The organism is Streptomyces sp. NPDC025638, from assembly GCF_055558775.1.
Genome location: NZ_JBVHLX010000033.1, coordinates 1 through 24,546 on the forward strand (window position 1 = coordinate 1; position 24,546 = coordinate 24,546).

The 24,546-nt window shown below is 69.1% G+C and carries 29 protein-coding genes and 2 pseudogenes; 19 read left to right on the plus strand and 12 right to left on the minus strand.

Annotation, left to right across the window (positions count from 1 at the left end; all coding sequences use genetic code 11):
- Window positions 1-71: 71 nt before the first annotated feature.
- The 3 genes and pseudogenes from ACZ4EG_RS44065 to ACZ4EG_RS44075 all read left to right on the plus strand — a co-directional run bounded on the left by ACZ4EG_RS44065 (window position 72) and on the right by ACZ4EG_RS44075 (window position 843).
- Window positions 72-200, plus strand: a complete 129-nt coding sequence (locus ACZ4EG_RS44065; protein WP_467794690.1) for a hypothetical protein — start codon at window positions 72-74, stop codon at window positions 198-200.
- Between the two features lie 48 nt (window positions 201-248).
- A pseudogene (locus ACZ4EG_RS44070) lies at window positions 249-449 on the plus strand (heavy metal-responsive transcriptional regulator); the annotation flags it as partial.
- A 73-nt stretch (window positions 450-522) separates the two neighbouring features.
- Window positions 523-843, plus strand: coding sequence for a DUF427 domain-containing protein (locus ACZ4EG_RS44075; RefSeq protein WP_467794691.1), 321 nt, complete (start codon window positions 523-525; stop codon window positions 841-843).
- An 8-nt stretch (window positions 844-851) separates the two neighbouring features.
- On the opposite strand, the gene ACZ4EG_RS44080 is transcribed toward ACZ4EG_RS44075, so the two are convergent.
- A complete protein-coding gene (locus ACZ4EG_RS44080; protein ID WP_467794692.1) occupies window positions 852-1,523 on the minus strand; it encodes a CDP-alcohol phosphatidyltransferase family protein in 672 nt (223 codons plus the stop codon).
- Window positions 1,524-1,803: 280 nt separating this feature from the next.
- Between ACZ4EG_RS44080 and ACZ4EG_RS44085 the strand changes: the two genes are divergently transcribed.
- The gene (locus tag ACZ4EG_RS44085) at window positions 1,804-2,235 is read left to right on the plus strand and encodes an SRPBCC family protein (protein ID WP_467794693.1); all 432 of its coding nucleotides are present in this window, start codon (window positions 1,804-1,806) and stop codon (window positions 2,233-2,235) included.
- Between the two features lie 48 nt (window positions 2,236-2,283).
- Here ACZ4EG_RS44085 and ACZ4EG_RS44090 read toward each other — a convergent pair whose 3' ends face one another.
- Complete coding sequence (locus ACZ4EG_RS44090; RefSeq protein ID WP_467794694.1) at window positions 2,284-2,883, minus strand: TetR/AcrR family transcriptional regulator; 600 nt, start codon at window positions 2,881-2,883, stop codon at window positions 2,284-2,286.
- A gap of 116 nt (window positions 2,884-2,999) precedes the next feature.
- On the opposite strand from ACZ4EG_RS44090, the gene ACZ4EG_RS44095 reads away from it, so the two are divergent.
- The gene (locus ACZ4EG_RS44095) at window positions 3,000-3,647 is read left to right on the plus strand and encodes a peroxiredoxin-like family protein (protein WP_467794695.1); all 648 of its coding nucleotides are present in this window, start codon (window positions 3,000-3,002) and stop codon (window positions 3,645-3,647) included.
- Between the two features lie 117 nt (window positions 3,648-3,764).
- A complete protein-coding gene (locus ACZ4EG_RS44100; RefSeq protein ID WP_467794696.1) occupies window positions 3,765-4,112 on the plus strand; it encodes a hypothetical protein in 348 nt (115 codons plus the stop codon).
- Window positions 4,113-4,126: 14 nt separating this feature from the next.
- Here ACZ4EG_RS44100 and ACZ4EG_RS44105 read toward each other — a convergent pair.
- The 4 genes and pseudogenes from ACZ4EG_RS44105 to ACZ4EG_RS44120 form a co-directional block, all read right to left on the minus strand.
- Window positions 4,127-4,965, minus strand: a protein-coding gene (locus ACZ4EG_RS44105) for an IS5 family transposase (protein ID WP_467794697.1) whose coding sequence is annotated in 2 segments (ribosomal slippage) — window positions 4,127-4,632 and window positions 4,632-4,965 — 840 coding nt in all. Because the reading frame shifts where the segments join, the coding sequence is not laid out codon by codon here.
- Between the two features lie 36 nt (window positions 4,966-5,001).
- Window positions 5,002-6,372 carry a dihydrolipoyl dehydrogenase family protein gene (locus ACZ4EG_RS44110; protein WP_467794726.1) on the minus strand — a complete coding sequence of 457 codons (1,371 nt, stop codon included), beginning with the start codon at window positions 6,370-6,372 and terminating at the stop codon, window positions 5,002-5,004.
- 89 nt (window positions 6,373-6,461) lie between these two features.
- The gene (locus ACZ4EG_RS44115) at window positions 6,462-7,112 is read right to left on the minus strand and encodes a hypothetical protein (protein WP_467794730.1); all 651 of its coding nucleotides are present in this window, start codon (window positions 7,110-7,112) and stop codon (window positions 6,462-6,464) included.
- Between the two features lie 76 nt (window positions 7,113-7,188).
- A pseudogene (locus tag ACZ4EG_RS44120) lies at window positions 7,189-8,199 on the minus strand (DUF3179 domain-containing protein); the annotation flags it as partial.
- Between the two features lie 82 nt (window positions 8,200-8,281).
- Between ACZ4EG_RS44120 and ACZ4EG_RS44125 the strand changes: the two are divergent.
- The 9 genes from ACZ4EG_RS44125 (at window position 8,282) to ACZ4EG_RS44165 (ending at window position 15,203) form a co-directional block, all read left to right on the plus strand.
- Window positions 8,282-8,737, plus strand: coding sequence for a MauE/DoxX family redox-associated membrane protein (locus ACZ4EG_RS44125; protein WP_467794698.1), 456 nt, complete (start codon window positions 8,282-8,284; stop codon window positions 8,735-8,737).
- A 19-nt stretch (window positions 8,738-8,756) separates the two neighbouring features.
- Window positions 8,757-9,029, plus strand: coding sequence for a hypothetical protein (locus tag ACZ4EG_RS44130; protein WP_467794699.1), 273 nt, complete (start codon window positions 8,757-8,759; stop codon window positions 9,027-9,029).
- Window positions 9,030-9,060: 31 nt separating this feature from the next.
- Window positions 9,061-10,614, plus strand: coding sequence for a radical SAM protein (locus tag ACZ4EG_RS44135; protein ID WP_467794700.1), 1,554 nt, complete (start codon window positions 9,061-9,063; stop codon window positions 10,612-10,614).
- A 12-nt stretch (window positions 10,615-10,626) separates the two neighbouring features.
- The gene (locus ACZ4EG_RS44140; RefSeq protein WP_467794701.1) at window positions 10,627-11,415 is read left to right on the plus strand and encodes a class I SAM-dependent methyltransferase; all 789 of its coding nucleotides are present in this window, start codon (window positions 10,627-10,629) and stop codon (window positions 11,413-11,415) included.
- A 114-nt stretch (window positions 11,416-11,529) separates the two neighbouring features.
- On the plus strand, window positions 11,530-12,015 hold the full coding sequence (locus tag ACZ4EG_RS44145; RefSeq protein WP_467794702.1) for a hypothetical protein: 486 nt from the start codon (window positions 11,530-11,532) through the stop codon (window positions 12,013-12,015).
- A 188-nt stretch (window positions 12,016-12,203) separates the two neighbouring features.
- The gene (locus ACZ4EG_RS44150; RefSeq protein WP_467794703.1) at window positions 12,204-12,923 is read left to right on the plus strand and encodes a Crp/Fnr family transcriptional regulator; all 720 of its coding nucleotides are present in this window, start codon (window positions 12,204-12,206) and stop codon (window positions 12,921-12,923) included.
- 119 nt (window positions 12,924-13,042) lie between these two features.
- Complete coding sequence (locus ACZ4EG_RS44155) at window positions 13,043-13,603, plus strand: peroxiredoxin family protein (protein WP_467794727.1); 561 nt, start codon at window positions 13,043-13,045, stop codon at window positions 13,601-13,603.
- A gap of 7 nt (window positions 13,604-13,610) precedes the next feature.
- Entirely contained in the window at window positions 13,611-14,531 is a 921-nt protein-coding gene (locus tag ACZ4EG_RS44160) for a cytochrome c biogenesis CcdA family protein (protein WP_467794704.1), read from the plus strand.
- Window positions 14,532-14,798: 267 nt separating this feature from the next.
- On the plus strand, window positions 14,799-15,203 hold the full coding sequence (locus tag ACZ4EG_RS44165) for a Ku protein (RefSeq protein ID WP_467794705.1): 405 nt from the start codon (window positions 14,799-14,801) through the stop codon (window positions 15,201-15,203).
- Between the two features lie 92 nt (window positions 15,204-15,295).
- Here the strand turns inward: ACZ4EG_RS44165 and ACZ4EG_RS44170 are convergent, their stop codons facing one another.
- The 3 genes from ACZ4EG_RS44170 to ACZ4EG_RS44180 all read right to left on the minus strand — a co-directional run bounded on the left by ACZ4EG_RS44170 (window position 15,296) and on the right by ACZ4EG_RS44180 (window position 17,876).
- The gene (locus tag ACZ4EG_RS44170; RefSeq protein ID WP_467794706.1) at window positions 15,296-15,514 is read right to left on the minus strand and encodes a hypothetical protein; all 219 of its coding nucleotides are present in this window, start codon (window positions 15,512-15,514) and stop codon (window positions 15,296-15,298) included.
- 1,522 nt (window positions 15,515-17,036) lie between these two features.
- A complete protein-coding gene (locus ACZ4EG_RS44175) occupies window positions 17,037-17,210 on the minus strand; it encodes a hypothetical protein (RefSeq protein WP_467794707.1) in 174 nt (57 codons plus the stop codon).
- A gap of 96 nt (window positions 17,211-17,306) precedes the next feature.
- Window positions 17,307-17,876: a hypothetical protein gene (locus ACZ4EG_RS44180; RefSeq protein WP_467794708.1), complete on the minus strand. Its 570-nt coding sequence runs from the start codon at window positions 17,874-17,876 to the stop codon at window positions 17,307-17,309.
- A 447-nt stretch (window positions 17,877-18,323) separates the two neighbouring features.
- On the opposite strand from ACZ4EG_RS44180, the gene ACZ4EG_RS44185 reads away from it, so the two are divergent.
- Together ACZ4EG_RS44185 and ACZ4EG_RS44190 are read left to right on the plus strand one after the other, a co-directional pair.
- Window positions 18,324-18,653, plus strand: coding sequence for a hypothetical protein (locus ACZ4EG_RS44185; protein ID WP_467794709.1), 330 nt, complete (start codon window positions 18,324-18,326; stop codon window positions 18,651-18,653).
- A 74-nt stretch (window positions 18,654-18,727) separates the two neighbouring features.
- Entirely contained in the window at window positions 18,728-19,105 is a 378-nt protein-coding gene (locus ACZ4EG_RS44190; RefSeq protein WP_467794710.1) for a hypothetical protein, read from the plus strand.
- Window positions 19,106-19,113: 8 nt separating this feature from the next.
- Here the strand turns inward: ACZ4EG_RS44190 and ACZ4EG_RS44195 are convergent, their stop codons facing one another.
- Complete coding sequence (locus ACZ4EG_RS44195; RefSeq protein ID WP_467794711.1) at window positions 19,114-19,812, minus strand: recombinase family protein; 699 nt, start codon at window positions 19,810-19,812, stop codon at window positions 19,114-19,116.
- A 183-nt stretch (window positions 19,813-19,995) separates the two neighbouring features.
- Here ACZ4EG_RS44195 and ACZ4EG_RS44200 point away from each other — a divergent pair, with 183 nt between their 5' ends.
- Window positions 19,996-20,502 carry an allene oxide cyclase barrel-like domain-containing protein gene (locus ACZ4EG_RS44200; protein ID WP_467794712.1) on the plus strand — a complete coding sequence of 169 codons (507 nt, stop codon included), beginning with the start codon at window positions 19,996-19,998 and terminating at the stop codon, window positions 20,500-20,502.
- Window positions 20,503-20,664: 162 nt separating this feature from the next.
- On the opposite strand, the gene ACZ4EG_RS44205 is transcribed toward ACZ4EG_RS44200, so the two are convergent.
- A complete protein-coding gene (locus tag ACZ4EG_RS44205; RefSeq protein WP_467794713.1) occupies window positions 20,665-22,185 on the minus strand; it encodes a lysyl oxidase family protein in 1,521 nt (506 codons plus the stop codon).
- Window positions 22,186-22,711: 526 nt separating this feature from the next.
- Window positions 22,712-23,686 (minus strand): endonuclease/exonuclease/phosphatase family protein, encoded by a 975-nt coding sequence (locus ACZ4EG_RS44210; protein WP_467794714.1) that lies wholly within the window; start codon window positions 23,684-23,686, stop codon window positions 22,712-22,714.
- A 546-nt stretch (window positions 23,687-24,232) separates the two neighbouring features.
- Here ACZ4EG_RS44210 and ACZ4EG_RS44215 point away from each other — a divergent pair.
- Window positions 24,233-24,499, plus strand: a complete 267-nt coding sequence (locus tag ACZ4EG_RS44215; protein ID WP_467794715.1) for a hypothetical protein — start codon at window positions 24,233-24,235, stop codon at window positions 24,497-24,499.
- Window positions 24,500-24,546 lie beyond the last annotated feature (47 nt).

A 24,546-nucleotide genomic window follows, 5' to 3' on the forward strand; every position in this document is an offset into this window, starting at 1 on the left:
GACGCCTGGTGGACCGGCACCCCGCTCGCCCAGACCAGAACCTCCCGGCTCGCGGCCCTCGAACTCGCCACATGAACCAATTGGGCAACAGGGTCATCGAGACCTTCTACAACCGCCGCCGCCTACGGAAACACAAGACCTTCGGCTACCTCACCCCGGCCGAGACCAGGCAACGGCACCAGCACGCCCTCGCGGCATAACGAACGAGTGTCCGAGATCACGGGGAAACTTCAGCCGGCACCTCCCCCTGCGCCCACGTCACCACACTCGTCGACCGGCACCTTCAGGACATCGACAGGCGCCTGGCCGAGCTCCGCGCCACGAAGGCGGTCCTGCGGACTCTGGCGGAGCGGGCCGCGGTGACCGATCCGGCCGACTGCACCGACGCCGAGGTGTGCCGCATCCTCACAGGGTCGAAGAACCATGTGGACGGTGAGCGCCCTCACTGAAGGGGCCGGTCGGGCCTGCCTAGTGTGAACCTCCCGGGGCGTACCGCCCCCGTTCACAGTGAGGAGCAAGGCCATGCTGCGTGCGGTGTGGAACGGAAAAGTGATCGCGGAGACCCCGCGCACGATGATCGTCGAGGGCAACCACTACTTTCCGCCCGAGTCGCTCAACCGGCAGTACCTCACGCCGAGCAGAACCAGGTCGCTGTGCTTCTGGAAAGGGCTGGCCCGCTACTACAGCCTCGAAGTCGATGGGCTGACGAATCCGGATGCCGCCTGGTACTACCCCAAGCCCAGCCCTCTGGCCCGGAAGATCAAGGACCATGTGGCGTTCTGGCAGGGCGTGCGAGTGGAGGGCACACCCGAGCCGGACCGGCCCGCAGACGCAGGGAAGTAACAGGGCGTTCAGCGGCGGGTCAGGTGCCGCAGCGCGACGACGGCTTGAAGGGCGGCGGCCGGTCGCAGCAGGACGGGGCGGGGCCTCTCGGGCATGGTGCCGCGGCGCAGCGCAAGGCCGGTGACGGCGACGACGGGGAGCGCCCAGGCAGCGACCGCTGCGGCCCGCAGGGTGCGGCTGGGTTCGTGGCGCAGGGTGAGCCACATCCAGTAGGCGGCATCGGCGAAGGTGTCGGCGTACTCCCCGAAGGGGGAGGTCGTTCCCTGGTGGCGGGCGAGGCGTCCGTCGGCGAGATCGAGGCTGATCGCGAGCACCCCGGAGCCGCGGCCGGCTCCGCCGGGCAGCGCAGGGAGGTTGGCACGCATCACCGTCAGCACGTCCGCGGTGGCCAGGCGGGTGCGGTGCTCCAGGAGCCCCAGGTGCAGGACGGCGAGGACCCAGCTGGTGGTCACCCAGCGTCGTCCGGGCCGTCTGCCGGCGGCCAGCGCGTACAGGGCTCCGTGCAGGGCGGTGAGCTCGGCCAGGGCTCGCGGGCGTCGGGAGGCCTGGCGCAGCGACCGGCGGGCAGCGTGCCCGAGGAAGCGCACGGCGGCTGCCGGGGCGGGGTGCCCTGCGCGCAGTTCGGCCAGCAGCACGTTCGTGGCGGCGCGGCTGTCGGCCATGTCGGATACGGGCTCCACGCTCCTCCGTCCTTCACCAGGTGGTGGCGTTCACGGTAGGGGCCGACGCGCCGGAAGAACGGTGAGCGCGCTCACTGATCGCCGGGGCTTCCCGGCCTAGCGTCGGGGAGGACAGCGGCGGACGGGTGGAGAGGTCTGGGCGATGGTGTGGATCGGTGCTCTGGCGGCTGTAACCGTGGCGGGCGGAAGTGCCGCGGCCGGGTATCTGGGGCTAGTAACGGGGGCACTGCCCCTTGATGTAGGGGTCGGACGGCGCAGCCGGCCGCTGGGTCCCCAGACAGTGGACATCACGGCGCCGCGCGAGGTGGTGTTCGACATCATCGCTCAGCCGTACCTGGGCCGGGCCACGCGCGCGATGCGGGGGAAGGTACAGGTGCTGGAGCGAGGATCCGACATGGTGCTCGCCGCCCATCACACCCCCGTCGCCGGTGGACGGCTGACGGCGACGACGGTGGAGACAGTGCGGTTCACCCGCCCCGAGCGGGTCGACTTCCGCTTGGTGCGCGGGCCGGTCCCGGCGGTCACCGAGACGTTTGAACTCACCGAGGAGCAGGGGGGTACGCGGTTCGTGTACCGCGGCGAGCTGGGCACCGACCTGTGGGCGCTGGGCCGATGGTGGGGCGGTGCGGTCGCCCCGCGCTGGGAGGCGGCCGTCACGGCCACGCTGGAGGCAGTCAAGCAGGAAGCGGAGCGGCGCGCGGCCCTCGGCTGAGGGGCAGACCTGCGGGCCGGCCCCACCGGCTCCTGCGGGGCGAGCGCGTCAGGTCCCGGCCGTGCCGGTCGCTGCTGCGATCGCCGCCGTGACGGTTTTCCGCAGTTCCTGTGCGTCCGCCCCCGCGCGGGAGCGCAGGTTCACGCCGTGCGCCAGGAGGGCCAGCATGTCGGCCGCGCACTCGGGATCTGCGTCCTCACGGAGCTGCCGCTGCCGCTGAGCCGTGAGGAGCGCGGTGTGCAGGGCGTCGCGCAGTCGCTGGTGCTGCCGGTCGAGGATGGCGCGCACTGCGGGGTCGTTGTTCTCGGTGCCCGCGTGGGCGTTGGAGATCATGCAGCCCCATTGGGCGTACTCGCCCGTGCAGCGGGTGTCGATCAGTGTGTCGAAGAACTCTGCGACGGCCGGCAGCCCGCGGTCGTCTTCGGTGAGCCGGCCGAGGGGCAGGCGGGAGCGGAGCTCGGCGTAGCGTTCCAGGGCGGCGCGGTACAGCTCCTGCTTGCCGCCGAAGGTCGCGTATAGGCTGGAGCGGTTGAGTCCGGTCGCGTTCACGATGTCCTGGACGCCGGTCGTGGCTGCGCCTTGCCGCCAGAACAGCCGGACCACCGTCTCCAGGACGGCGTCCGGGTCGAAGTGTTTGACGTCCGGCATGCTTCACCCCGCCGTCTTGAACCGAGAGTTCCAAGATACCGCCTTCGGTGTTGACGGGGAGCGCACTCGACCCTCTATCTTGAAACGACCGTTCCAAGATTTCTCGGAGGAAGTCCATGAGCGTCAACGCCGAGCTGCGCGCGTTCTACGCAAGCCGCCAGGAGCAGATTCCCGAGGACATCCGGGCCGTCATGCGGCGGGCCGCCGAGGACCTGGCCGCCTCAGGCCAGGCCGGACGCGCTCTGGCCGTGGGTGCCAAGGCCCCGTCCTTCACTCTGCCTTCCGCGACCGGGCAAACGATCGTCCTGGACGCGCTCTTGGCCGAGGGTCCGGTGGTGCTGACGTTCTACCGCGGCGCCTGGTGCCCCTACTGCAACATCGCGCTGCGCTCGCTGCAGCAGCACCACGACGACATCACCGCCCGTGGCGCCCGCCTGGTGGCCGTATCCCCGCAGATCCCCGACGAGTCCCTCACTTTCGCGGAGAAGAACGAGCTCGCGTTCGACGTGCTGAGCGACCTCGGCTGCGACACCGCCAAGCAGTACGGTCTCGCCTTCGACCTTCCCGATGACCTGGCCGCCGTCTACGAGGGCATCGGCACCGACCTTCACCGGTCCAACGCTGGCCACGCGCGCACCCTGCCCGTTCCCGCAACCTACGTGATCGACCGCGAGAGCACGATCCGCTGGGCCTTCGTCGACACTGACTACACCGCCCGCGCCGAACCGGCCGACGTCCTCGCCGCCCTGGACGCGCTCGCCTGAGCGGGTTCCTCAGTCGCGCCCTCACCGACAGGAGCTAGGAGTTCTCTTACGGATCTTGATTGGCTGGCTGCAGGGGTTGCTGGCTCGAGCCGAGTCGGCACCTGCGATCATTCGGCCGTGAGCTATGACCTGGTCGTATGGGATGGTGAGCCGCCCCGCGACAACGACGAAGCGGGCGCGGTCTTCGACGAGCTCTACGAACGCTACCTGGACTCGGACGACGTGGTGGCGGAGCCGTCGCCTCGTATTGAGGCCTATGTCGAGGCGCTCGTCGAGCGGTATCCCGACGATGTCCAGGGCAGTCCCTGGGCGTCACCGCCGGTCATCGATGAGGCATCGGGCCCGATCGTCTATCTGCTCATGTCCTACAGCAGGGCTGAAGAAGTATCCGAGTATGCGGCGGCCTTGGCTCGCGAGCATGGACTCATCTGCTTTGATCCGCAGGGAGAAACCCTGCGATTCTGAGCCGCGCATCTCGATCAGCGGGCCGACCAGAGGAAAATGCCCGTGATGTGGAGCCCTGCTCTGAAGACGGTGGCGGTCTTCTCATAGCGAGTGGCCAGCCCACGCCACTGCTTGAGTCGGCAGCGTTCGACGGTGTTGCGCTGCTTGTAGGCGTCGCGGTTGAAGCCAGGCGGTCGGCCACCGTTGCGGCCCTTGCGCTTGCGGTTGGCGACCTGGTCGGAGGGGGGCGGGATTACGGCGCGGATCCGGCGCCTGCGCAGGTGTTCGCGGATGAACCGGGACGAATAGGCCTTGTCAGCCAGCACGACGTCGGGCCGGGTCCGCGGCCTGCCTACTCCGCGAGGGACGCGGATGGCCGCCATGACGTGGCCGAAGCCGGGTGCGTCCCCGGCATGGCCGGGGGTGAGGTGGAAGCACAAGGGTCGGCAACGGCTGTCCGCGGCCAGGTGGATCTTGGTGGACAGTCCGCCGCGGGAGCGGCCGATGGCGTGGTCGACCGGCTCGCCGGCCGGGGCCCCATTTTGCGGGCCCCGGCGGCGTGCTGGTGAGCGCGGACGATGGTGGAGTCCACCGCAACGACCCACTCCACGTCGCCCTCAGCGTCGGCCTGGGCCAGCAGGGCTGTGAACACTCGCTCCCAGGTGCCGTCGATGGCCCAGTTCCGCAGACGGGTGTACACGCCCTTCCAGGACCCGTACTCGGCAGGCAGGTGCACCCACTGCGAACCGGTCTGGAACTTCCACGCGATCGCGTCGATCACTTGTCGGTGATCACGCCAACGCCCACCTCGCTTCGGCGTCCGGTCGGGCAGCAATGGCTCGATTCGCGCCCACTGCGTATCAGTTAATGGCACCCCAGATCAACGAACCGATGATCTGAAAGAAACGGCCTAGCGGTGGCCGAGGCCAGCGAGGGCGTCTTCCACGGCGCGGTGGAAGGTGGGGTAGGCGAACATCATGTGGCGCAGCCGGTCGACCGGGATCTCGGCCTGGACGGCCAGGGCGATTCCGTAGAGGACTTCTCCTCCCGCCGGGCCGGCGGAGGTGGCCCCGACCAAGACGCCGCGGTCGGCGTCCTCGACGAGTTTGACCAGACCTTGGTTGCCGGCCTTGTGGATCCAGCCGCGTGCCGAGGACGGCACCCGCGCAGTTCCCGTCCGTACCCGCAGTCCCTGTTCGCGAGCGGCGTGTTCGGTCAGGCCCACGGAGCCGACTTCGGGGTCGGTGAAGGTGACGCGCGGCAGGGCCCGGTAGTCCGCGTCCGGCCCCGGCCGGCCGAGGATGTCGCGTACGGCGATCTCGGCCTGGTACATCGCCACATGCGTGAACAGCCCCCGTCCGGTGACGTCACCGACGCCCCACACCCCCTCTGCGGCCCGCATCTGCCCGTCCACGGCCAGCGCGCGGGCCTCCGCGTCGAGGCCGACGCTCTCCAGGCCGAGCCCGGCCAGATGAGGTCGGCGCCCGGTGGCCACCAGCAGTCGCTGCCCGGTGACCTCCGTCCCGTCGTCCACGGTGAGCCGGAAGGCGTCGCCCGCGTGGCGCACTCCGGTGGCGCGCGCTCCGGTGCGTACGCTGATGCCTTCCTTTTCCAGCACGTCAGCCAGCAGTGCGCCGACTTCGGGTTCTTCCGTGGGCAGCAGCCGCTCCATCGCCTCCACGACGGTCACCGCGGTGCCGAAGCGGGCGAACGCCTGCGCCAGCTCCACCCCGATGGCGCCGCCGCCGAGCACGAGCAGCGAGAGGGGCGGTTCCTTGGCCGAGACCGCCTGCCGGTTGGTCCAGTACGGCACCTGCTCCAGGCCCGGGACGGGCGGGAACTGCGGGCCGCTTCCGGTGGCCAGCACCACCCCGCGCCGGACGCTGAACGCCTGTCCGTCGGCCTCCACGCGGCCGGGGCCGGCCAGGCGGGCACGGCCGCGGATGAAGTGCCCGCCCTTGTGGGTGAACCGGTCCACGGCCACTTGGTCGTTCCAGTCGTCGGTGGCCTCATCCCGGATCCGGGACGCGACCGGCGCGAAGTCTGCAACCACCTGGGAGTCTCCGGCCATGCCGGGGATGCGCCGGGCCTCGGCGAGCAGGTTCCCGGCGCGGATCATCATCTTGCTCGGGATGCACGCCCAGTACGGGCACTCCCCGCCGACCAGTTCCGCCTCCACTCCGACCACGTCCAGCCCTTCCTCGGCCAGCCGTTCGGCGGCATGCTCACCGCCCACCCCCATGCCGATCACCACGACATCGAATTCCTGTACCCGAGCCATCAGAGCCTCCTTCATCGACCGAGCCCGAGGGCCCTGGTCATTGCGTATCCGGGAGGGGAGGGGGTGCTGGCGACGCCGCGTCGCCGGTGTCACTCGCGTGGCGGGTGCGCCGCCCGGAGGCCGGTGCGCGATGTGCCCCACACCAGCGTGCCGGTCAGCATCAGCAGAGTGAGCGGGTAGAAGACCGGGCGCAGCGGGATCAGGACCGGCAGGAGCGCTGCGGCGGTGCTCGCACCGAGGACGAGCAGAAAGGTCGGCACGCAGCAGGCGAATCCGAGCAGGAACGCCGGGAGCACGCCCAGCAGCCGGGCGTAGCGGGTGCGCCGGCACGAGGTGGCATGCCGGGCGGTGTGGGCGGCGACGGCGATGTTGCAGCCGACCAGTCCCGCTACGACCGCGGCGAGCAGCCAGTTGACCGGGCTGACGAAGACCGCGACGTGGCTGGTGGGGTGCCAGGCGAGGACCGGCTCGAACAGGTAGGGCGCCCGCGCCGGAAACAGCTGCTCTGGTGCGGCCCGCACGGCTGGGGCGCCGGTGAACCGACCCGAGCCGGATACCGCGAGATCCCCGATGGAGAACAGGTACACCAGCATGGTGAGGGCCGCGGTGATCAGCGCGGCCCTGCGGTGGCGGCGTACGGCGAGGGCGGCACGCACCCGGCGGGGCGTGGCAGCGATCGCGGCAACGGCGGTGTCCCAGGCATCGCCCGTCCTGGCGAGTACGGTCAGCAGCCTGCTCATGTCCGCACCTGGGTATGGGGGAGAACGCGTACCAGGCGAACCACATGGCGTCGAGGAAGTCCGCCGGCTCCCACCGGTCCCCGACCCGCTGGAAGACGCGGGCGGTACCGAGACGATCGTCCCACCGAGCCTCCACCCGCGTACCGCCGACCTGTGCCCGTACGATCCGCTGTGTGCGGACGAGATCCTTGTCTATGGCCAGCCGCTGGTTGCCTGCTCGTACGCCGACGACGACGTCCTTGTCGTCGAAGCGGTCGCTGGTGGCCAGGACAGGAAAGATCGGCCGCCCCTTCGCGTAATAGCCGCCGCGGTCCGGATACGAGTCGTAGGAGCCGTACGGGTCGCTGCCGTACGAGCGCAGGGCGCCGGTGTCGGTGGACAGCACCTCGGTGTCGCGGTGCGCGGTCCGCCACTGCTTCCATGTGGTTCACACCAAGGGGACGGTGTCGAGCTGGGTGCCTTTGAGCGGGCCGCTGACTGCGGTGCCGAGCAGCTGGGGCCACTGGGAGCCGGTCTGCCGGTCGTACATCAGCAGGTTGGAGTTGACGAGCTTGCCCGTGGTGCCGACCGTCAGGTCATGGACGCCGGGCGGGGCGGAGAAGCCGATGACCGTGCCGGTCAGCGGGCAGTAGGTGACCGCGAGCGGCTCGCCGCCGACGGTGTCGTTGACAATCTCGTGCCACACCAGCACCTGCTGCGGGTACGCCTTCACTTCGCCCCGATACTGCAGGCCGAACACCGGCTCGTCATCGGAAAGGAAACCGGCGTCGTCGGCTGGCACCAACCGGGGCTTGTCGATGGAGGGGATCCCGTCCTTGCCCGGTCCGCCGGACACCGCGGCATCGGCGAGCGCCTCCAGCGACGGGTTCTGGCCCGCCTGCACAGCCGTCACCGGCTCCGGGCGGTCGGAGAGGGTCTGCCAGCCGATCACGCCCCCGCCCACGAGCAGCACGGTGGCCGCACCGATCACTCCCGCGCCCTTGAGGCCTGCCGCCGCGCCGGGCGCAGGGACTGCTGACCGTTCACCTGGCACCTCCCGAAGCGTCACGGGACACCGGCTCGCGCGGCGGCGAACACCGCCTCGCACCTTCGATCGTGCCGCGGGCGAGGAGACCGTTCGGTGAGCGCGCTTACAGTTCTCGCCCTCCCTGGCGGCCTACGGTCGGATCATGGTGCTCAGGATCCTGCTCGGGACGGTGTACACCGCGATGGCCGCCGGCCAGCTCGCCTCCTTCGAGCACATGCCGCGGATTCTGTCCGCGTACGGACTGGTGACCGGGGGCGCCGCGACCGTGCTGGCCGCGGCGCTGATCGCGGGCGAGCTGGTGTGTGGGAGCTGGTTTCTGGCCCGCCCCAGGTCGAAGGCCCTGGCCCCGGTGTGGGTGTACACGGGCGTGTCGGTGGTGTGGACGGTGCTGGCCGCGCAGGCGTACGCACGCGGCCTGACGGTGGCCAACTGCGGCTGTTTCGGCATCTACCTCACGCAGCGGCTGAGCTGGTTCGTGCTGCTCCAGGACGCCGTGACCCTGCTCTACGCCGCGGTGCTGATCCACTCCGCCCGCCGGGCGCCCGCCCCTTCGCACACCGACCAGGAGGAGGCGAGCCGCGGTGTCCGCATCCCGTGAACGTTCTGGTCTCGGTGGCATGGCGGCGGCCGTAGGTGCCGCGCTGGTGATGGTGGTGTGCTGCGCGGGCCCGCTGCTCGTGGCCGGCGGTGCGCTCGGCGCCGTCGGCGGGGCTCTGACCAACCCGTGGCTGGTCACCGTCGGCGCGGTGATGTTCTTCGCCGGCACCGGCTACGCCCTGACATGCCGGGCCCGTCGCCGCAGGGGCGCCGGACTGGACGACTGCTGCCCGACCGCACCGGCCGAGCCCCAGCCACACGAAAGAGTCGATCCGGACGGCGGCCATCGCTGAACGGCTGCCCCTACGGGAAAGGAGTTCCTCAATGACCCAGGCGCCGGCGCCCCGCCGCAAACAGGACCGGGACGAGGTGTTCGTGGAGTTCACCAAGTCGATCTGTCCGCTGTGCAAAACGCCCGTCGACGCGCAGGTCAACATCCGCGACAACAAGGTCTATCTGCGTAAACGCTGCCGCGAGCACGGCGAGTTCGAGGCGCTGGTGTACGGCGACGCCGAGGAGTACCTGTCCTCGGCCCGGTTCAACAAGCCCGGCACCATCCCCCTCGCCTTCCAGACCGAGGTGCGGGACGGCTGCCCCTCCGACTGCGGGCTGTGCCCGGAGCACAAGCAGCACGCCTGCCTGGGCATCATCGAGGTCAACACCGGCTGCAACCTCGACTGCCCGATCTGCTTCGCCGACTCCGGCCACCAGCCGGACGGCTACTCGATCACCCACGAGCAGTGCGAGCGGATGCTGGACGCGTTCGTGGCCTCCGAGGGGGAGGCGGAGGTGGTGATGTTCTCCGGTGGAGAGCCCGCCATCCACAAGCACATCCTCGACTTCATCGACCTCGCTCAGACCCGCCCGATCAAGAACGTCAACCTCAACACCAACGGCATCCGCCTGGCCACCGACAAGAACTTCGTCGCCGAACTCGGCAAACGCAACCAGGTGCCCGGCCGCTCGGTGAACATCTACCTGCAGTTCGACGGCTTCGACGAGCGCACCCACCTTGAGATCCGCGGCCGCGACCTGCGCACGTTCAAGCAGCGGGCCCTGGACAACTGCGCCGAGGCCAGCCTGACCGTCACCCTGGTCGCCGCCGTCGAACGCGGCCTGAACGAGCACGAGTTGGGCGAGATCATCGAGTACGGCATCGACCACCCAGCCGTCCGCTCGGTCGCCTTCCAGCCGGTCACCCACTCCGGCCGGCACGTCGCCTTCGACCCGCTGAACCGGCTCACCAACCCCGACGTCATCAAGCTGATCAACCAGCAGCGGCCGGGCTGGTTCCAGAAGGGCGACTTCTTCCCCGTCCCGTGCTGCTTTCCGACCTGCCGCTCCATCACCTACCTCCTCGTGGACGGCGAACCGGGCAACCGCACCGTCGTCCCGATCCCGCGGCTGCTGAACGTCGAGGACTACCTCGACTACGTCACCAACCGCGTCATGCCCGACGCCGGGATCCGCGAGGCCCTGGAGAAACTGTGGTCGGCCTCCGCGTTCATGGGCACCACCACCACCGAGGAGAAACTGCGGGCCACCGCCGAGGCGTTGGACTGCGCGGACACCTGCGGCATCGACCTGCCGGAGGCCGTGAAGCAGCTGAACGACAAGGCGTTCATGATCGTCGTGCAGGACTTCCAGGACCCCTACACCCTCAACGTCAAGCAGCTGATGAAGTGCTGCGTCGAGGAGATCACCCCCGACGGTCGCCTCATCCCGTTCTGCGCCTACAACTCCGTCGGCTACCGCGAACAGGTCCGCGCCGAAATGTCCGGCGTCCCCGTCGCCCCGGTCGCACCGAACGCCCTGCCCCTGGTCGGCCGGCTGACGACGACCCCGTACGGCTCGAAGACCACCCGCACCGAATCCTGAGGAGCGCCGGCCGTGACCCACGAGGAGATCAAGTCCTGCTGCGCCGACGCCTACTCCAAGGACATCGTCGCGATGTTGCTCGGGGACTCCTACCACCCTGGCGGCACCGCTCTGACACGCCGCCTCGCCGACCGTCTCGCGCTCACCCAGGGCATGCGTGTCCTGGACGTCGCCTCGGGCCGCGGCACCACCGCACTCCTGCTCGCCGACACCTACGGCGTGCAGGCAGACGGCGTCGACTACGCGCCCGCCAACACCGCCCTCGCGCAGGGGGCCGCCGAAGCCGCCGGGCTGGCCCACCGTGCCGTCTTCACCACAGGCGACGCCGAGCACCTGCCCTACGACGACGGCATCTTCGACGCCGTGGTCTGCGAGTGCGCCCTGTGCACCTTCCCCGACAAGGCACAGACGGCCGCCGAGTTCGCCCGCGTCCTGAAACCCGGCGGCCGCCTCGGCATCACCGACGTCACCGCCGACACCAGCCGTCTCCCGTCCGAGCTGCAAGGGCTGACCGCCCGCATCGCCTGCATCGCCGACGCCCGCCCACTCAAGAAGTACGCCGAGACCCTGGCCACGGCCGGGCTGCGCACCCTCATGACGGAGCGGCACGACCAGGCGATGCTCCGCATGATCGACCAGATCCAGGCCCGGCTGGACCTGCTGCGCATCACCGCCCCGGCCCGCCTCGCCGACGCCGGCGTGGACCTGACCGCGGCCCCGGCCGTCCTGGACGCGGCTCGGGCCGCCGTCACCGATGGCGTGCTCGGCTACGCCCTGCTGACCGCCGTGAAATCACCCTGACGGCCCAGCGATCTACCCCCGGGTACGTAAGCGCCCTCACATACCTGCATGTGCCCTGCGTCCTAGCGTCAGAGCCAAGAGCGGAAAGTCACCGCAAAAGGGAGGACGATCATCATGGCCACCACCGTGCAGGTATCCCCGAAGACCGCCGCGATCCCGGTCCACGCCGTCTGGGGCGCCGCGGCCGGACTGGTCGGCGGCATCGGGATGGGCGTCTGGATGTCGGTGTCCCGGCCGATGATGGACACCGCCATGATCACCATGGTCGCCGGTCTCCTCGGCTCGACCAACGCCTTCGCCGGCTGGCTGATCCACCTCGCGATCGCGCTGTTCGCCGGCGTCACCTTCGGCGTCGTGCTCGGCCAGTTCGCCCAGCGCCTCGCCCCCGCCGTCGTCCTCGGCCTGGCCTACGGCGCCGTGTGGTGGACTCTGGGCGCGCTGTGGATCATGCCCGCCAGCCTGGGCATGCCCGTCTTCGAGTGGAACGACGTCACCGCCTCCAGCCTCGGCGCCCACCTCGTCTTCGGCCTGCTCGCCGGAGTGACCTTCGCGTCCATCGCCCAGGCGATGGGCCAGCGCACCGGCTCCGTCCGCCGATGAGCCCCACACCGGCCGCGTCAGTCCCCGGCCCGGGCACCCCCCTGCCGGGGGTAGCCCCGCGTCGCACAGGCCCGGTCGATGGCGCGGTGCCCTACTGTCTGGCCAACGGTGCCGAGGCGCTGGCCAGCCCGGCGTGGGGCGCCGCACCACCACCGTGGGCCCCCGGACGACGCGAGGAGACACACACCATGACCGACGCCGCACCAGGCGACGAGGCAGCGGAGCGGACCTGGTGCCTGGCCGAGGTCGACATCTTCTGCGATCTGTCCGAGCAGGAGATGGAAGCCATCGCCCAAGCGGCGCCGATGAAGAACTACCACGCGGGCGAGATCCTCTTCTCACCCACCCAGCCCTCCGAGGTGCTGTTCATCCTCAAGAAGGGCCGGGTCCGCGTCTTCAGGGTCTCCGCCGACGGCCGCGCGCTGACCACCGCGATCATCTCCCCGGGCACCATCTTCGGCGAGATGGTCCTGCTCGGACAGCACATGTACGACAACTACGCCGAAGCCCTCGACGACACCGTCGTGTGCGTCATGAGCCGCAACGACGTCAGACGGCTGCTGCTGACCGACGCCCGCATCGCCGCTCGGATCACGGCGATCCTCGGCCGCCGCCTGGCTGACCTCGAACAGCGCCTGTCCGACAGCGTGTTCAAGACCGTCGCCCAGCGCATCGCCACCACCCTGACCACACTCACCAGCGCCCAGCCCCCGGCCGGCCCGCTCCGGCCGGTCGGACGGCACCCGCAGATCGCCCTCACCCACGAACAGCTCGCCGCCCTCGCCGGCACCTCCCGTGAAACCTGCACGAAGGTGCTGCGCGACTATGCCGACCACGGCCTGCTCCGCCTGGCCCGCGGGCGGATCACCGTCCTCGATGCCGAACGGCTCAAGGACGCCGCGGGCTGACGTCACCGAACCGTAAGGCCGCAGCCCGCTGCCCGATCGCTCCGGCAGAGCTACTCTCGCATCGCTCCCGACAACCCAGGAGATCGTCCATACGCGCCCGCGTCCTTCTCCCTGCCGTCCTGGCCGCCGCCGTCCTCACCGTCACCGGATGCGGTTCCGACGGCGGCTCCGACTCCGCCGGCAAGGCGGGTGCCTCCCCTTCGACGGCCTCCACCCCTGCCCAGTCGCCGGTCGCCTCCGACGAGAGCGGCAGCGGGGCGGAAGGGGAGAAGGTTCCTCAGGCGCTGAACTTCACCGCCACCACGGTGGACGGCAAACCGTTCGACGCGAAAACCCTCGCGGGCAAGCCCACCGTGCTGTGGTTCTGGGCACCCTGGTGCCCCACGTGCAAGGGGCAGGCCGCCGAGACCGCCAAAGTCGCCGCCGACTACCAGGGCAAGGCGAACCTCGTCGGGGTGACGGGCCTGGACACGAACGCCGCCATGCGCGACTTCGTCGCCGACACCGCCACCGGCTCCTTCCCTCACCTGTCCGACGAGAAGGGCGAGGTGTGGAAGCGGTTCGAGGTCACCCAGCAGAGCCACTACGTGATCCTCGACAAGAACGGCAAGACCGCCTACGAGGGTGTGCTCCCCGGTGGCAAGGGCCTGGCGGAGAAGCTCGCCGCCGTAACCGGCTGAACGCGCCATGGCCGACCTGCCTCTCGCTCTCGCGCTCGGCGCCGGGATGCTCGCCGCCGTCAACCCGTGCGGCTTCGCCCTGCTCCCCGCCTACCTCTCCCTGCTCGTCCTCGGCGACGACACACCCAGCCGTACCGTCGCCGTCGGCCGGGCTCTGACTGCCACCGCCGCGATGACCGCCGGATTCGCCGCCCTCTTCGGCATCTTCGGCCTCGCCATCCAGCCCGTCGCCGGACAGGTCCAACAGCACCTGCCCTGGTTCACCATCACCTTCGGCCTGCTCATCGCCGCCGCCGGAACCTGGCTACTCGTCGGCCGCCAACTGCCCACCCTGGCCCCGAAACTCCGGCGCGCTCCGAAGGTCACCCGCTCCCTGCCCTCGATGGCCCTGTTCGGCATGGCATACGCCACCGCCTCCCTCGGCTGCACCATCGCCCCCTTCCTCGCCATCGTCGTCTCCGCCTTCCGCAGCGGCTCCACCGGTGAAGGCATCGCGCTGTTCACCGCTTATGCCGCCGGGATGGGCCTGATCGTCGGCGCCGCCTCCCTGACCGTCGCCCTCACCCGTACCACCGCCGTCACCCGGCTGCGCCGACTCGGCGCGATCGCCCCGCGCCTCGGCGGCGGACTGCTCCTCCTCGTCGGCGCCTACGTCGCCTACTACGGCTGGTACGAAATCCGCGCCCAAGACGACCCCGCCGCCACAGACCCTGTCATCGACGCGGCGGCCACCATCCAGCGCACCGTTGCCGACGCTCTGGACACCACCGGCCCGGCCGTGATCGCCATCCTCTTCGCGGTCCTGCTCCTGGCAGCACTGCTGATCCATCAGCGCAGGCGCACACGCCGGTCCGCCTGCATGGGTCTCGGTTCATCCTCTGCGCCCAAGCGCCCGGTCTCAAGCCGCCGCGAGCCGGGCGGGCTCTGACGAAGCGCCCGACCCCAGCCCGGTCGTGAACAGAGTCTCTTCGCAAGCAAGGAGGCGTGAACTCGACGTTGTCGAATAGACAACGGCACCACGACGGGGCCGATCGTGCGGAACCCGCGTCGTCCGACCACACACTGCTGAGGTTTCCTTCAATGCAAGCCACTCATGACAAGGCAACCTCCAGCATCCCTGCACCTGCGCACTCGTCCTCGCCGCTCGTCCCCCCACGCATCACTGTCACGACCCAAAGATCCTGAACACTTCAACTTGACAGGGAAACTGGTCGCCGCGCTGGCCCGCACCGGCCTGGCGGGGATCGCCAAGACGGCCATGCGCTCCAGGGAGCGGCTCGCGGTCCTGCATCCCCGGTACGGCGTGCTGGTGGTCCACACCGTCTATTGGCCGGATGAGATCCGCGAGCCGGGACCCGCCCCGGCCGGGCCGGTGACCGAGCGGGAGCTGGAACTGGCCGAGCTGCTGCTCAACCAGCTGCAGGGTATTGATGCTCAGGCCGTCCACGACGACTACGCCGAGGCTCTGCAACAACTCGTGGCCGCGGTCAGCGCGGGCCGGGAGCTGGCGGCACCTGCCGGGCCGCGGGAGCCGCCGGAGGACCTGATGGCGGCGCTGGAGGCAAGCATCCGCGCCGCCCACGGCAACAGGAGTCCGTAGTACCCGCGGTGGCCCGGCCGTCGAGCGGGTCTCTGCCTCGGTGGCTACCGTGCGGTGTGCAGCAGGTCGCGTCGTGCGGTGACCATGGCGCGTCACCGGGCGCGGGTGGCTGGTTCGCTGTCCAGCCAGCGCGGCGGGGTGTGGTCGGCGGGCAGCGGCAGGTTGGCCATGAAGTGGGCGATGTCGGTGCAGTAGGCGTGTGTGCCGTCGCTCGTCTGTTCGCGGAGCCGGGCGATGGTGGCGTTCAGCGCTTCGTGGTCGTCGAGGACGGCCTGGTGGTAGGCGACGGCGACTTCGAGGGTGGGCGTCATGGAGGTGAGGCCCGCGATGTCGAGTTCGGTGCGCAGGGTGCGGACACGGTCCTCGATGGCGGGGCTGTCGGCGCGGGTTCAGGGTTGACGGCTCCTCAGCTTCCTGAGCTGCCTCTATGAGTCGGAATTCCCGGATCTGGGGTTGCCCGGACAACCCACCCGGGCCAGCCGAGGCCGACTGTCGATGCCTCTGGATGGATGCCCTCTGGAGGGTGAATGAGCAGCTCTGAGTTGAGCCCTCCATGCTCTCTTTCCGCAGGTCAGCAGGTAATTCGTCGGGTACCCGGCGCGGGGCTGTGACGCAACCAGTGCGGCGGCCCTCCCCCGGCCCATCCCGGCAGGCATGCCCGTCCATACCAGCGGTCATCCCGCCACTCATCCCGGCGGTGACCTGCCGGTATGACAGCGATCCCGCGCGCAGCAGGTCATACCGGTCGCAGCCGGTTACACCTCCACCGGCCACATCGGCACGACCTGTGGGCGCCATCCTCGGCACCGTCGACGACGGCGACTTGGGCCCTCGTGCCGGAAGCATTTTTCGCGGCATGTTTCGTGATGCCGTCAAAGCTGACAGCAGACTCTTTGACGGGAACAACATTGCCAGCGAATCTCTCCGAAATACTTCGCGTAGCTTTTGATACCAGGTAATGAGACGCGAAATACTTCCGCCCAAAGTTCCGCCGGAGACATTGCTTAATTGGATTTAGTTTCGTGCTACCGTAGCGGTCAGCAGTCCACACATGGGTGTGGGTCCCGCACCAGACCAACCTGCACGGGACCCACGTGGCTCGACGTGGACGGAGGGCTCGTCCCGGTGCAACGGGGTGGGCCCTCAGCGCTTCTCCGCAGGTCAGTCCATCAGGCGCCCTACGCGTACCGCGTAGTAGACGACCTGCAGGACGATGACCACGGGCCGCAGCATGCGGATGATGATCCGCACGATACGGCGAAGCTTGGTCCTCGCCGGCCTGTCCTCATCTGGATCAGGTCCGGGCATGCGTCTTGACCTCCCTTCAGGTGTTCAGGACTACCATTCGGCAGTCATCCGTCAGGGATAGCGAATACCGTACACCAGCGGAGGGGCGGGGGATGCCGACAGAGTTCCTTTGAGTTCCCTTGAGTTCGGCTGAGCTGAACTTTTCGGGTGCCCCATTACCGGTTGTCCGAGCAACCCGGAATTAGATGGCATTTATGTTTGCGCAGGTCAGCTCGAATGATGAGTTGCTGAAGAGGCCTTGGGCCCAAGCCCCGAACGGCGAGGTTGTGACTTGGGTCACCTCCACAGCACGCCGTGCAGGGCGTTCTCGCGGAAGCCGTCGTCGGCCTCGCGGTAGCGGCGCATGACCTTGGAGCCGGGGGCCCATCTGCCCTGCTTCTCCGCCACGGCGTCGGGGTTGCCGGCGCGGGAGGACGCGGTGACGAGGCCGCGGCGGGGGCTGTGGCCGGTGGGCCGGATGTCGAGCTTCGCGCGGGCGCCGAGGCGGGTGAGGACGTCACCGATCGACTCGTCGTCGAGTCCGGCCTACATGACGGTATGCCAGCGGTTGTGCAGGCGGCGGAAGGCGAAGTTGTCCGGGTCGGCGTCGAGTTGGGCCGCCTCCTTGCGGCGCCAGGCGCGGACGGGGCACAGGTGGGCGCGCGAGCCGTAGGGGACCTCGACCACGCGCGGGGCGACCTTGCTGACCTGGACGTCCACGATCAGCCCGCGGCCCTCGGGGTCCCTCGGTGATGTCCCGGGTACGTAGCCACGCCAGTTCGTGCTCGTGGCCGGCGATGGCGAAGTGCATCGTCATCAGCGCCAGGTCGCGGATGCCGGACCGGCCCGACGGCAGGGTCGCCGCGATCTTCTCCATGTGCCGGACGAGCAGGGCGGGGGCGGGCCCGCGGCCGCGGGCCTCGCCGGTCTTCCCATCTCCTTGACCTTCGCCTTCAGGAGGGCGCGGGCCTCCTCGGCGATGTCCTCCTGGAGCTGCGCCTTGTGCTCGCGGCGAACGGTGACGACGACGCCGGACACGCGGCGGTCGATGGTCGACGGGGCGGTGAGGCGACCCGGGGGCCGACCGGGCTTGGGCGGCCGGGCGGGCTGGAGCCAGCACCACTCGACGAACAGCACGAGCGTGCCAGACCGGACGGCGAGCGGGGGCAGGTTGGTCTCGGCGCAGAACCTGAGCCAGACTTTCCAGTCGGCGGCGTACGCGTCGCAGGTGTTCTCCGGGCGCTGCGCGTCGACGTGCTGGGTGGCGTCGCGGTCGATGTCGGCAAGCCAGGTCTCGGTGGCGGCGTCGAACCGGCCGGGGCGGGTGGCGGCGTCGGCCTGACGGGTCGTGGTGCTCGTAGCGACCGACAGATCCGCAGTTGTCATGGTCTCCCCTGAAGGTCCCTCACGCCCGTTTGTTCGTAGCGCAGTTTGTAGCGCATGCACGCCGCATATGTGAGCGGTGGCGGCCACGGACAAACACGACGTTCAACAACCGATCGGTTGCTGAACACGGGGTCCGCCTGCACAAGCTGCCTGAAGAAGGTGTCCAACAAGGGTGTCCGCTATGAGGAGGGCAAGGCGGAGGCTCGGACCGTTACGAAACTCTGCACCCCTGGTGCCAAGAACTCGGCAACGTCATTGGCCTGGGGAAACGCGGAGTTTGACGGCTCCTCACGGACTGTGGCACCCTCCTCTCGGGACACCACTCGTGTGTCCCGTTCGCGTTTAGGGCTCTCCTTCTCGGTTGAGAAGCGGGGGCCTTTTTCGTTCCCGACTTAGGCCCCCGGAGCGATGCCCCGGGGGCCTTTCTCGTTCTCGGAGGGTCCCACCTTGCTGTCCGCTCTTTCCGGCGCCGTGTTCGGTGTGCCAGTTTCGCTGGCCGTTTGTGCTGCTGTCGTGCTTGTGGCCATGCTGCTTCTGGTTGCGGTCATTTCCTGGATCGTCCTGCGCCGGGTCGACCGGGCGGATGTACCGGTTGCTCTGTTGGGGCTGGCCCACATGGTGTCCGCGCTGTGCGGACTCCTGCCGTGGGGCAAGCCGTCTCCCCCGTCGGCGCTCCCGCAGCCGCGTGGGTCAGAGCCGGAGGCGGCAGCGCCGACCGTGGTTTTGGTGCGCGAGGAGACGGCCAGCGCTTCCTTGCCGCAGACGGGGGACGTGTGAGCGGTTACTGGAGGGGTGCCGAACCCCGCCTTCGAGTTGAGCGGATTGTCGGGCTGGATCAGGTGCTGTCGTCCATGCCTGAGCAGTCCGCCATAGCCGTTTTAGCCCAGGTGCTGTACGGGGCGTCTGAGGAGGAGATTGGGAAACGACTCGGCGTTATGCCGGAGCGGGTACGTGTGCTGATCAGCAAGGGCGTCTCGATGCTGCGTCATCCGATGTGGGCCCAAGCCTGGCAGGCGTACTTCGATGCCGACTCGCAGACGTTGGTGATCGACGATGGCCTGCGTGCGCTGATCCGCAAGTGGCGACTGGCGGAGTTCGCCCCGGTGTGCAGCCAGTGTGGGCACCCGTATGCCTCGGAGGGGCTGAGACTGGGGAGCCGGGGCGGCCGCCCTCGTCGGTACTGCTCCAACGCCTGTCGTCAGAAGGCGTACCGGATGCGCCATCGGTGAGGGCGCGGCTATGCGGTGCGCTGCCGCAGGGTCGGCGGCTGGTCGGTGGTGTTGGCGAGCATCCGGCGGACCGTCTCCGGGTGCCAGCGCTCACCGCGCTTCGGGCGAATACCCTCGGCCTCCAGCACAGCGGCAATCTCGCGGAAGGACAGTTCGTCCTCGTTCCGGAGCTGGCGGGCGCGGGCTCGGCTGGCTTGCTCCAACTCCTCCTCGGTCAGCTCCTTCTTGTGGGCGTGCCATCCGTACGGCGGGGCGCCGTAGGCGTATTGGCCTTTCTCGCCCTTGATGCGGCGGCCGCGGCGGAGCTTGGCTACGGTCATGCCGCGGTCCAGCTGGGCGAAGACGCCCATCATCTGGCGCATGGCGGTGCGCATTGGGTCCTCGGGGTCGTCGGGCAGGATCTCGCCCTGGTCGGCCATGAACGCGCGGCCGCCATGCTTCCAGCACTGGGCCGGGGCTGCCTCCTGCACCACCAGTTCACGGGCCAGGCGGTCAAGGTTGGGCGCCACGATGCCCTGGACCTTCTTCTCCTCGACCCAGAGCAGGGCGGTGGCCAGCTCGGGCCGCTCGTCCCCGGCGATGGTGCCGGACTGCGCATTCTCCACGAACAGCTTCACGAGGCGGTGGCCGTGCTCGCGGGTCCAGCGACGCACGATGCGCTCCTGGTCCTCCAGCCCGAACCCGTCCAGCTGACTGCCGGTCGACACTCGGATGTACCAACGCGAGCCGCATCTGATCGCCCCCAACGCGCTAGCCTGCACTGTCACGGGGTTGGTCCGACTGGTCGGATCTGACGGTGGGTCGCGCCGGGACGTTCCGGGCGGCGACAGAGCCGAGGTTATGAATACGGCACCTGAACATCCATGAACATCAACCTCAGGAGCCACACGATGCGCCCCATCAGGGCAGCCTGTCTCGGCACGGCCACTGCGCTGGTCGCCCTTCTCGCCTGCGCCCCTGTCGCGGCCGGCGCGACGGACACCGATTTCGCCCACGCCAAGGGCGGAGACCGAGTCATCACACTCATCGGCCATCTCGCGCAGCAGACGCGCTTCCCCGTCAACCCCGGCGGCAGCCCCGCCCAGGGCGATCGGACCGTCTTCCGCTCGGACCTCTTCGACGAGCACGGCAACCAGGTCGGCGACACCGGCGGCACCTGCACCACCACCCGGGTCGACAACGGCGGAGCAGAGGAGTGCGTCGTGAACTACAACCTCCCGGGCGGCCAACTCACCGTGCAGGGGATGGTCTTCGGCATTCTCGACCCGGGCCCTCCCCCTTCGTTCGACAACGCGATCACCGGCGGCACCGGGGCATTCGACCGGGCTCGTGGCTGGGTCCACGCCGACACGATCGGTACGGGCACGAGGCGCTTCACGATCGACCTCGACCGCTGACTGACCCTGCCCCCGCCCGGCGAGAAGGCTGGGCCCTCCACGGCACGGCCCACCGGCTCGACTCACCGCCCCGTGGCACCGGACACATTTCGTGCCGTACAACCAGCGCCTGGCGTCCTGCCGCTGAGCGGGCGGAGGCGCCTGCCCCCGCCCGCCGGGTGATCAGGGAGCGTCGATGAGGCCGAACTTCGGCACGGTCACCTTGCGGGCCCCCGGCGTGCCGCCGAGGACTACCTTACGGTAGGTGACGTTGTTGGCCGTGCTCCGCTCCTTGAGCCGGTTGTCGGGGTTGGCGATGACCTGGATGTAGTAGGTGCCGTTCGGCAGGTCCGTGACGTCGAAGGACTGACCAGGCCGATACTGGCTGTAGGTGTCGCCACTGCCGACGTCGAGCACCTCGCGCACCGAGACGGCGGTCTGCTCACCACAGGCGGTGGCGAGGTCGGTGTTGTACGGGTGCCAGTTGGCGTTCTTCACCGTGTAGTCGATGGCGTCGGTGTTGGCCAGGCAGAACGCCTCCTTGCCGCTGCGGACGATCTCCTTCTTGTCCGCGCCGAGCAGCCGGTAGCTGGCGAAGTCGCTGAAGTGCCAGTGCTGGTGGCCGTCCCGCGGGTCCCACTCCATGGTCCCGGTGGGTGTGTACCCGACCTGCTTCCCCTTGGCGTCGTAGAAGTACTGGTACGCGTCCATCTTCTCCGCGCCGGGCTTGCGGAACCCGTCCACGACCAGCGGCGAGGGGCCGCCGTTCCAGACGGTGGCGCTGAAGGCGAGGTAGTCCTTGCCCGGGACGGCACCCTGTCCACCCTCGTCCCCGTTGGTGATCGCGATGCCGTACGCGGGGAGGGCACGCAGGTCGGGCTTGGGCATGTCGGCAGGGACGGCCACCCTGCCGACCGGGCGCCCGGCGGCCGGCTTCGGGCTCTTCGACGCGTTCTTCTGCCCGCGCTTGACGCCGGCCAGGCCCTGGCCCCCGCCGGAGTCCTGCTGGTGGACCGTCACCTTGATGGTCTGGGTCTTGTCCGGTATTCCGAACACGTCGCGGTACTTCTTCGCCACCGACACCTTCGCGGTGTAGATGCCGGCCGGCAGGTCGATCGCGTTGTCCCCACGAAAGCCCTGGGACGTGGCTGCCGCCCAGCCCTTCTCGACACCCCACACCCCGCCGAGCGCGAACGGGTTGTCGGAGCAGCCGCCGGGATACTTCGAGGTGGCCGGGGCATCCGGCCGGATCCGGCCCGTCCGGTTGTTCGGGCAGAACGACTGCGTGGTCTCGGCCACCTTCGCGCCCGACTCGTCGCTGATGCTGACCTTGAGGAAGCCCGACAGGCCCGAGAAGTCCTTCACCAGGCCCTTCGGCAGGGTCTTGGTCAGCGTCCGGCCGCCAGAGCGGATCACCTGCGACGCGACGACGGGGTCGTTGTAGGACTTGCGCGTCACCCGCAGTTCGAGCGGTCCGCCGTCGACCGTGACGTAGGTGCCGAGGTCCAGGTAGACCCCAGGCTCGCCTTCCCATCGGTCGACGGTCACCGCGGGGGAAGCGGCGATCAGTTCGAGCTTCGGCGTGCCCGCCGGCATCGCTGCTCCCGCGCCGGGCGCGGCGAGGGTTCCGGCAGCGCCGACAGTGAGGGTGGCAGCGGCGATGATCGCCGAACGCCGTAAGGCATAAGGGTGGTGTCTGGTCATGGGTGCTCTTTCTGCGTCTGGTCGGGACAAGTCGCGCACGTCTTGCAGGCACGGAAGGAGATCCTTGTGTGCCATCTGTGAAAAGGGTGAGAAGTCGATGCAGGTTGCCCGGCAATCGAAAGTCGCCCTGAATGTCCGCTCGTTGCCGCGGCGACTCGGTGATTGACGACCAGGACTGCAGCAGCGTCCGCGGACGATGAAGTAGGGATCACCCCGCGGGCGCGGAGGCAACCGGTCGTGGCCGTGCTGTTGCCGACTGCCCCGTCCCCGGGGTCGGGGTGCCTTCCGAAGCCGCCTACATCGCCTCCCCGCAGGGCATGCGACTCCCGGAGTCGTGTCGAAATGGCGACGTGACTCGCGTACAAAGCCGGGTGGACGATGTCGGCGGACAGGATGGACCGGGCCTGTGGCCACCAAGCAGCCGGCTGCGTCCCGGGCACATCACTCGGTGACGGTGCCCAGGCGCTTCGGCGGACGCGACTGTACGCCGGACTCAGGGTGGGGTTCGAAGCCGCGGGGAGACCTGTCAGCCTGCAGGGATGGCGAACTCCATCCATAGCGGGTAGTGGTCGGAGATGTGCCAGGACAGCTCGTTGAGAGTTCGCTCGCCGCGCAGTTCGGGGACGAAGTCGATCCGGCCTCCTGCGACGGCGTCCAGTCGCAGGACGGGACGGTGCTGACCCGTGGTGAACCAGGCGATCTGGTCGTAGAAGTGCTCGGCACCGGGCTTGTCGAAGATGGTGCGCGAGAGCCCGTTCAGTTGAGGGGCAGGTGTGAGTCCGGTGGAGGTGAAAGCCTCGAACAACGGGTCGCCGGCCCGGTCGATGTTGAAGTCACCCAGCGCGATCAGGTTGTGGTCCCAGCCGAACTCCTGCTCCGCCCAGCCGGCCAGCCACTGCGCGATCGCCTTCAGTTCCGGTACCCGGTCGCTGGCCTGATCACCGTTTTCGACGTGCAGAGTGACCAGGGTGTACGTCTGGTCCGAGAAGAGGAAGCTGACCGCGTAAGGGGTGCGGGCGAACTGCCGCCGCAACTGCCCCGCGCTCACGCCCGCGTTCTCCTCGATCGGGACCACGAGCTCGCAGGCCAGGCCGGACGGCTTCGCCCGCCGTGTGTCGAAGAGGAACGCCAGGCGCTCGTTGTTGCCGGCATCGCCCTTGGTGACATCGGTGAGGATGAACGCCCAGTCCTCCCCGAGAACCTTCAGGAGGTGGCGCAGGGCCCGCAGGTTGCCGCGCGCTTCCTGCACGGCCACGACGTCGAAGCGGCGGATCACCGCGGCGATGAGGTGCACGTCGGTGAAGTTCCGCTTCGGCGAGGCGCCTTCGGGGATCCGCCACGCCTTCGTCAGGTCACCGAAGGCCCGCAGGTTCCAGGTCGCCACCAGAAGATTCGAGCCGTCCGACTTCGCTGGTACGGCGTCATCCAGGACGGCCTCCCACTGGGCCACCTGCGCGGCCACTGTCTGCGGCGGGGCCAGGACGTCGGCTTCAGCGGGCACAAGGTCCTCCTCGACACGGGAGCTGCGACCGCGAGCGTGCGTTCTCACGCCCGACTTGAACAAGACCCCATGCGGGTGACCCGGCACCCCTTGGACGGCTGCCCAGACCCTGCGAATGCTGCGCCGCAGCACGACAGCCTCCGCCAGGGATATGAGTAGCAGGACCACGAGCCGCCCGTGCAGCAGCCGCAGTCCCTGACAAACTGCTGCTCGCACAGCAGACCGGTTCCAGCGTTACGTGCATGGCGCGCAGCACGAGAAGCTGCGACTGGAAATCCGTGCCGTGCACCGCCAGCTACAGCCGCTCTGGCGCCGCCGGACCGGAGGCATCGCCCGTAGGGTCAGCGGATTTCCCTTGACAGGGATCAGACCATGCAGAACCGGCCATATCGGATAGTACGTCGCACATCGGATTGAAGTGTTCATGACTGACCCATAGCGTGTGCGAGGCATCCGCGGCTGGGTAATGCCCCGCATCACAGCACACGGCCGCGCACCCATGCCCGCCCTCCGACCACAGCGGGCCACCACCAACGAAGGACCATCATGAGCCTGCGCACTGCCCTCGCTACCGCCACCGCGAGACCGGTGGCGGCTGTTTTCGCCACTGCGGCGCTGCTGCTGACCGGCACCACGGCCGCGCACGCCGTCACACCCAAGCCCAAGGGTCCGGCCATCGCCGACGGCCAGATCTACTACTACGCCCTCCAGAACCAGAACACTGGCCGCTGCATCGACGACAGCACCGACTTCGGCCTGCGCACGTTCGGATACAACGCCCTGTCCTACCAGAGGTTCACGTTCGTCGGCTGACACCCGCCTCCATCACACGTAGACCTCGCTGGAAATGCTCAGTGAAT

Bases quoted from the DNA above. Each gene is read 5' to 3' on its own strand.
- ACZ4EG_RS44065 (WP_467794690.1), top strand. From the start codon at position 72: ATGAACCAATTGGGCAACAGGGTCATCGAGACCTTCTACAACCGCCGC.
- ACZ4EG_RS44075 (WP_467794691.1), top strand. From the start codon at position 523: ATGCTGCGTGCGGTGTGGAACGGAAAAGTGATCGCGGAGACCCCGCGC.
- ACZ4EG_RS44090 (WP_467794694.1), bottom strand. From the start codon at position 2,883: ATGCCGGACGTCAAACACTTCGACCCGGACGCCGTCCTGGAGACGGTG.
- ACZ4EG_RS44095 (WP_467794695.1), top strand. From the start codon at position 3,000: ATGAGCGTCAACGCCGAGCTGCGCGCGTTCTACGCAAGCCGCCAGGAG.
- ACZ4EG_RS44110 (WP_467794726.1), bottom strand. From the start codon at position 6,372: ATGGCTCGGGTACAGGAATTCGATGTCGTGGTGATCGGCATGGGGGTG.
- ACZ4EG_RS44115 (WP_467794730.1), bottom strand. From the start codon at position 7,112: ATGAGCAGGCTGCTGACCGTACTCGCCAGGACGGGCGATGCCTGGGAC.
- ACZ4EG_RS44125 (WP_467794698.1), top strand. From the start codon at position 8,282: ATGGTGCTCAGGATCCTGCTCGGGACGGTGTACACCGCGATGGCCGCC.
- ACZ4EG_RS44130 (WP_467794699.1), top strand. From the start codon at position 8,757: ATGGCGGCGGCCGTAGGTGCCGCGCTGGTGATGGTGGTGTGCTGCGCG.
- ACZ4EG_RS44135 (WP_467794700.1), top strand. From the start codon at position 9,061: ATGACCCAGGCGCCGGCGCCCCGCCGCAAACAGGACCGGGACGAGGTG.
- ACZ4EG_RS44145 (WP_467794702.1), top strand. From the start codon at position 11,530: ATGGCCACCACCGTGCAGGTATCCCCGAAGACCGCCGCGATCCCGGTC.
- ACZ4EG_RS44150 (WP_467794703.1), top strand. From the start codon at position 12,204: ATGACCGACGCCGCACCAGGCGACGAGGCAGCGGAGCGGACCTGGTGC.
- ACZ4EG_RS44160 (WP_467794704.1), top strand. From the start codon at position 13,611: ATGGCCGACCTGCCTCTCGCTCTCGCGCTCGGCGCCGGGATGCTCGCC.
- ACZ4EG_RS44170 (WP_467794706.1), bottom strand. From the start codon at position 15,514: ATGACGCCCACCCTCGAAGTCGCCGTCGCCTACCACCAGGCCGTCCTC.
- ACZ4EG_RS44180 (WP_467794708.1), bottom strand. From the start codon at position 17,876: ATGACAACTGCGGATCTGTCGGTCGCTACGAGCACCACGACCCGTCAG.
- ACZ4EG_RS44190 (WP_467794710.1), top strand. From the start codon at position 18,728: ATGCCTGAGCAGTCCGCCATAGCCGTTTTAGCCCAGGTGCTGTACGGG.
- ACZ4EG_RS44200 (WP_467794712.1), top strand. From the start codon at position 19,996: ATGCGCCCCATCAGGGCAGCCTGTCTCGGCACGGCCACTGCGCTGGTC.
- ACZ4EG_RS44205 (WP_467794713.1), bottom strand. From the start codon at position 22,185: ATGACCAGACACCACCCTTATGCCTTACGGCGTTCGGCGATCATCGCC.
- ACZ4EG_RS44215 (WP_467794715.1), top strand. From the start codon at position 24,233: ATGAGCCTGCGCACTGCCCTCGCTACCGCCACCGCGAGACCGGTGGCG.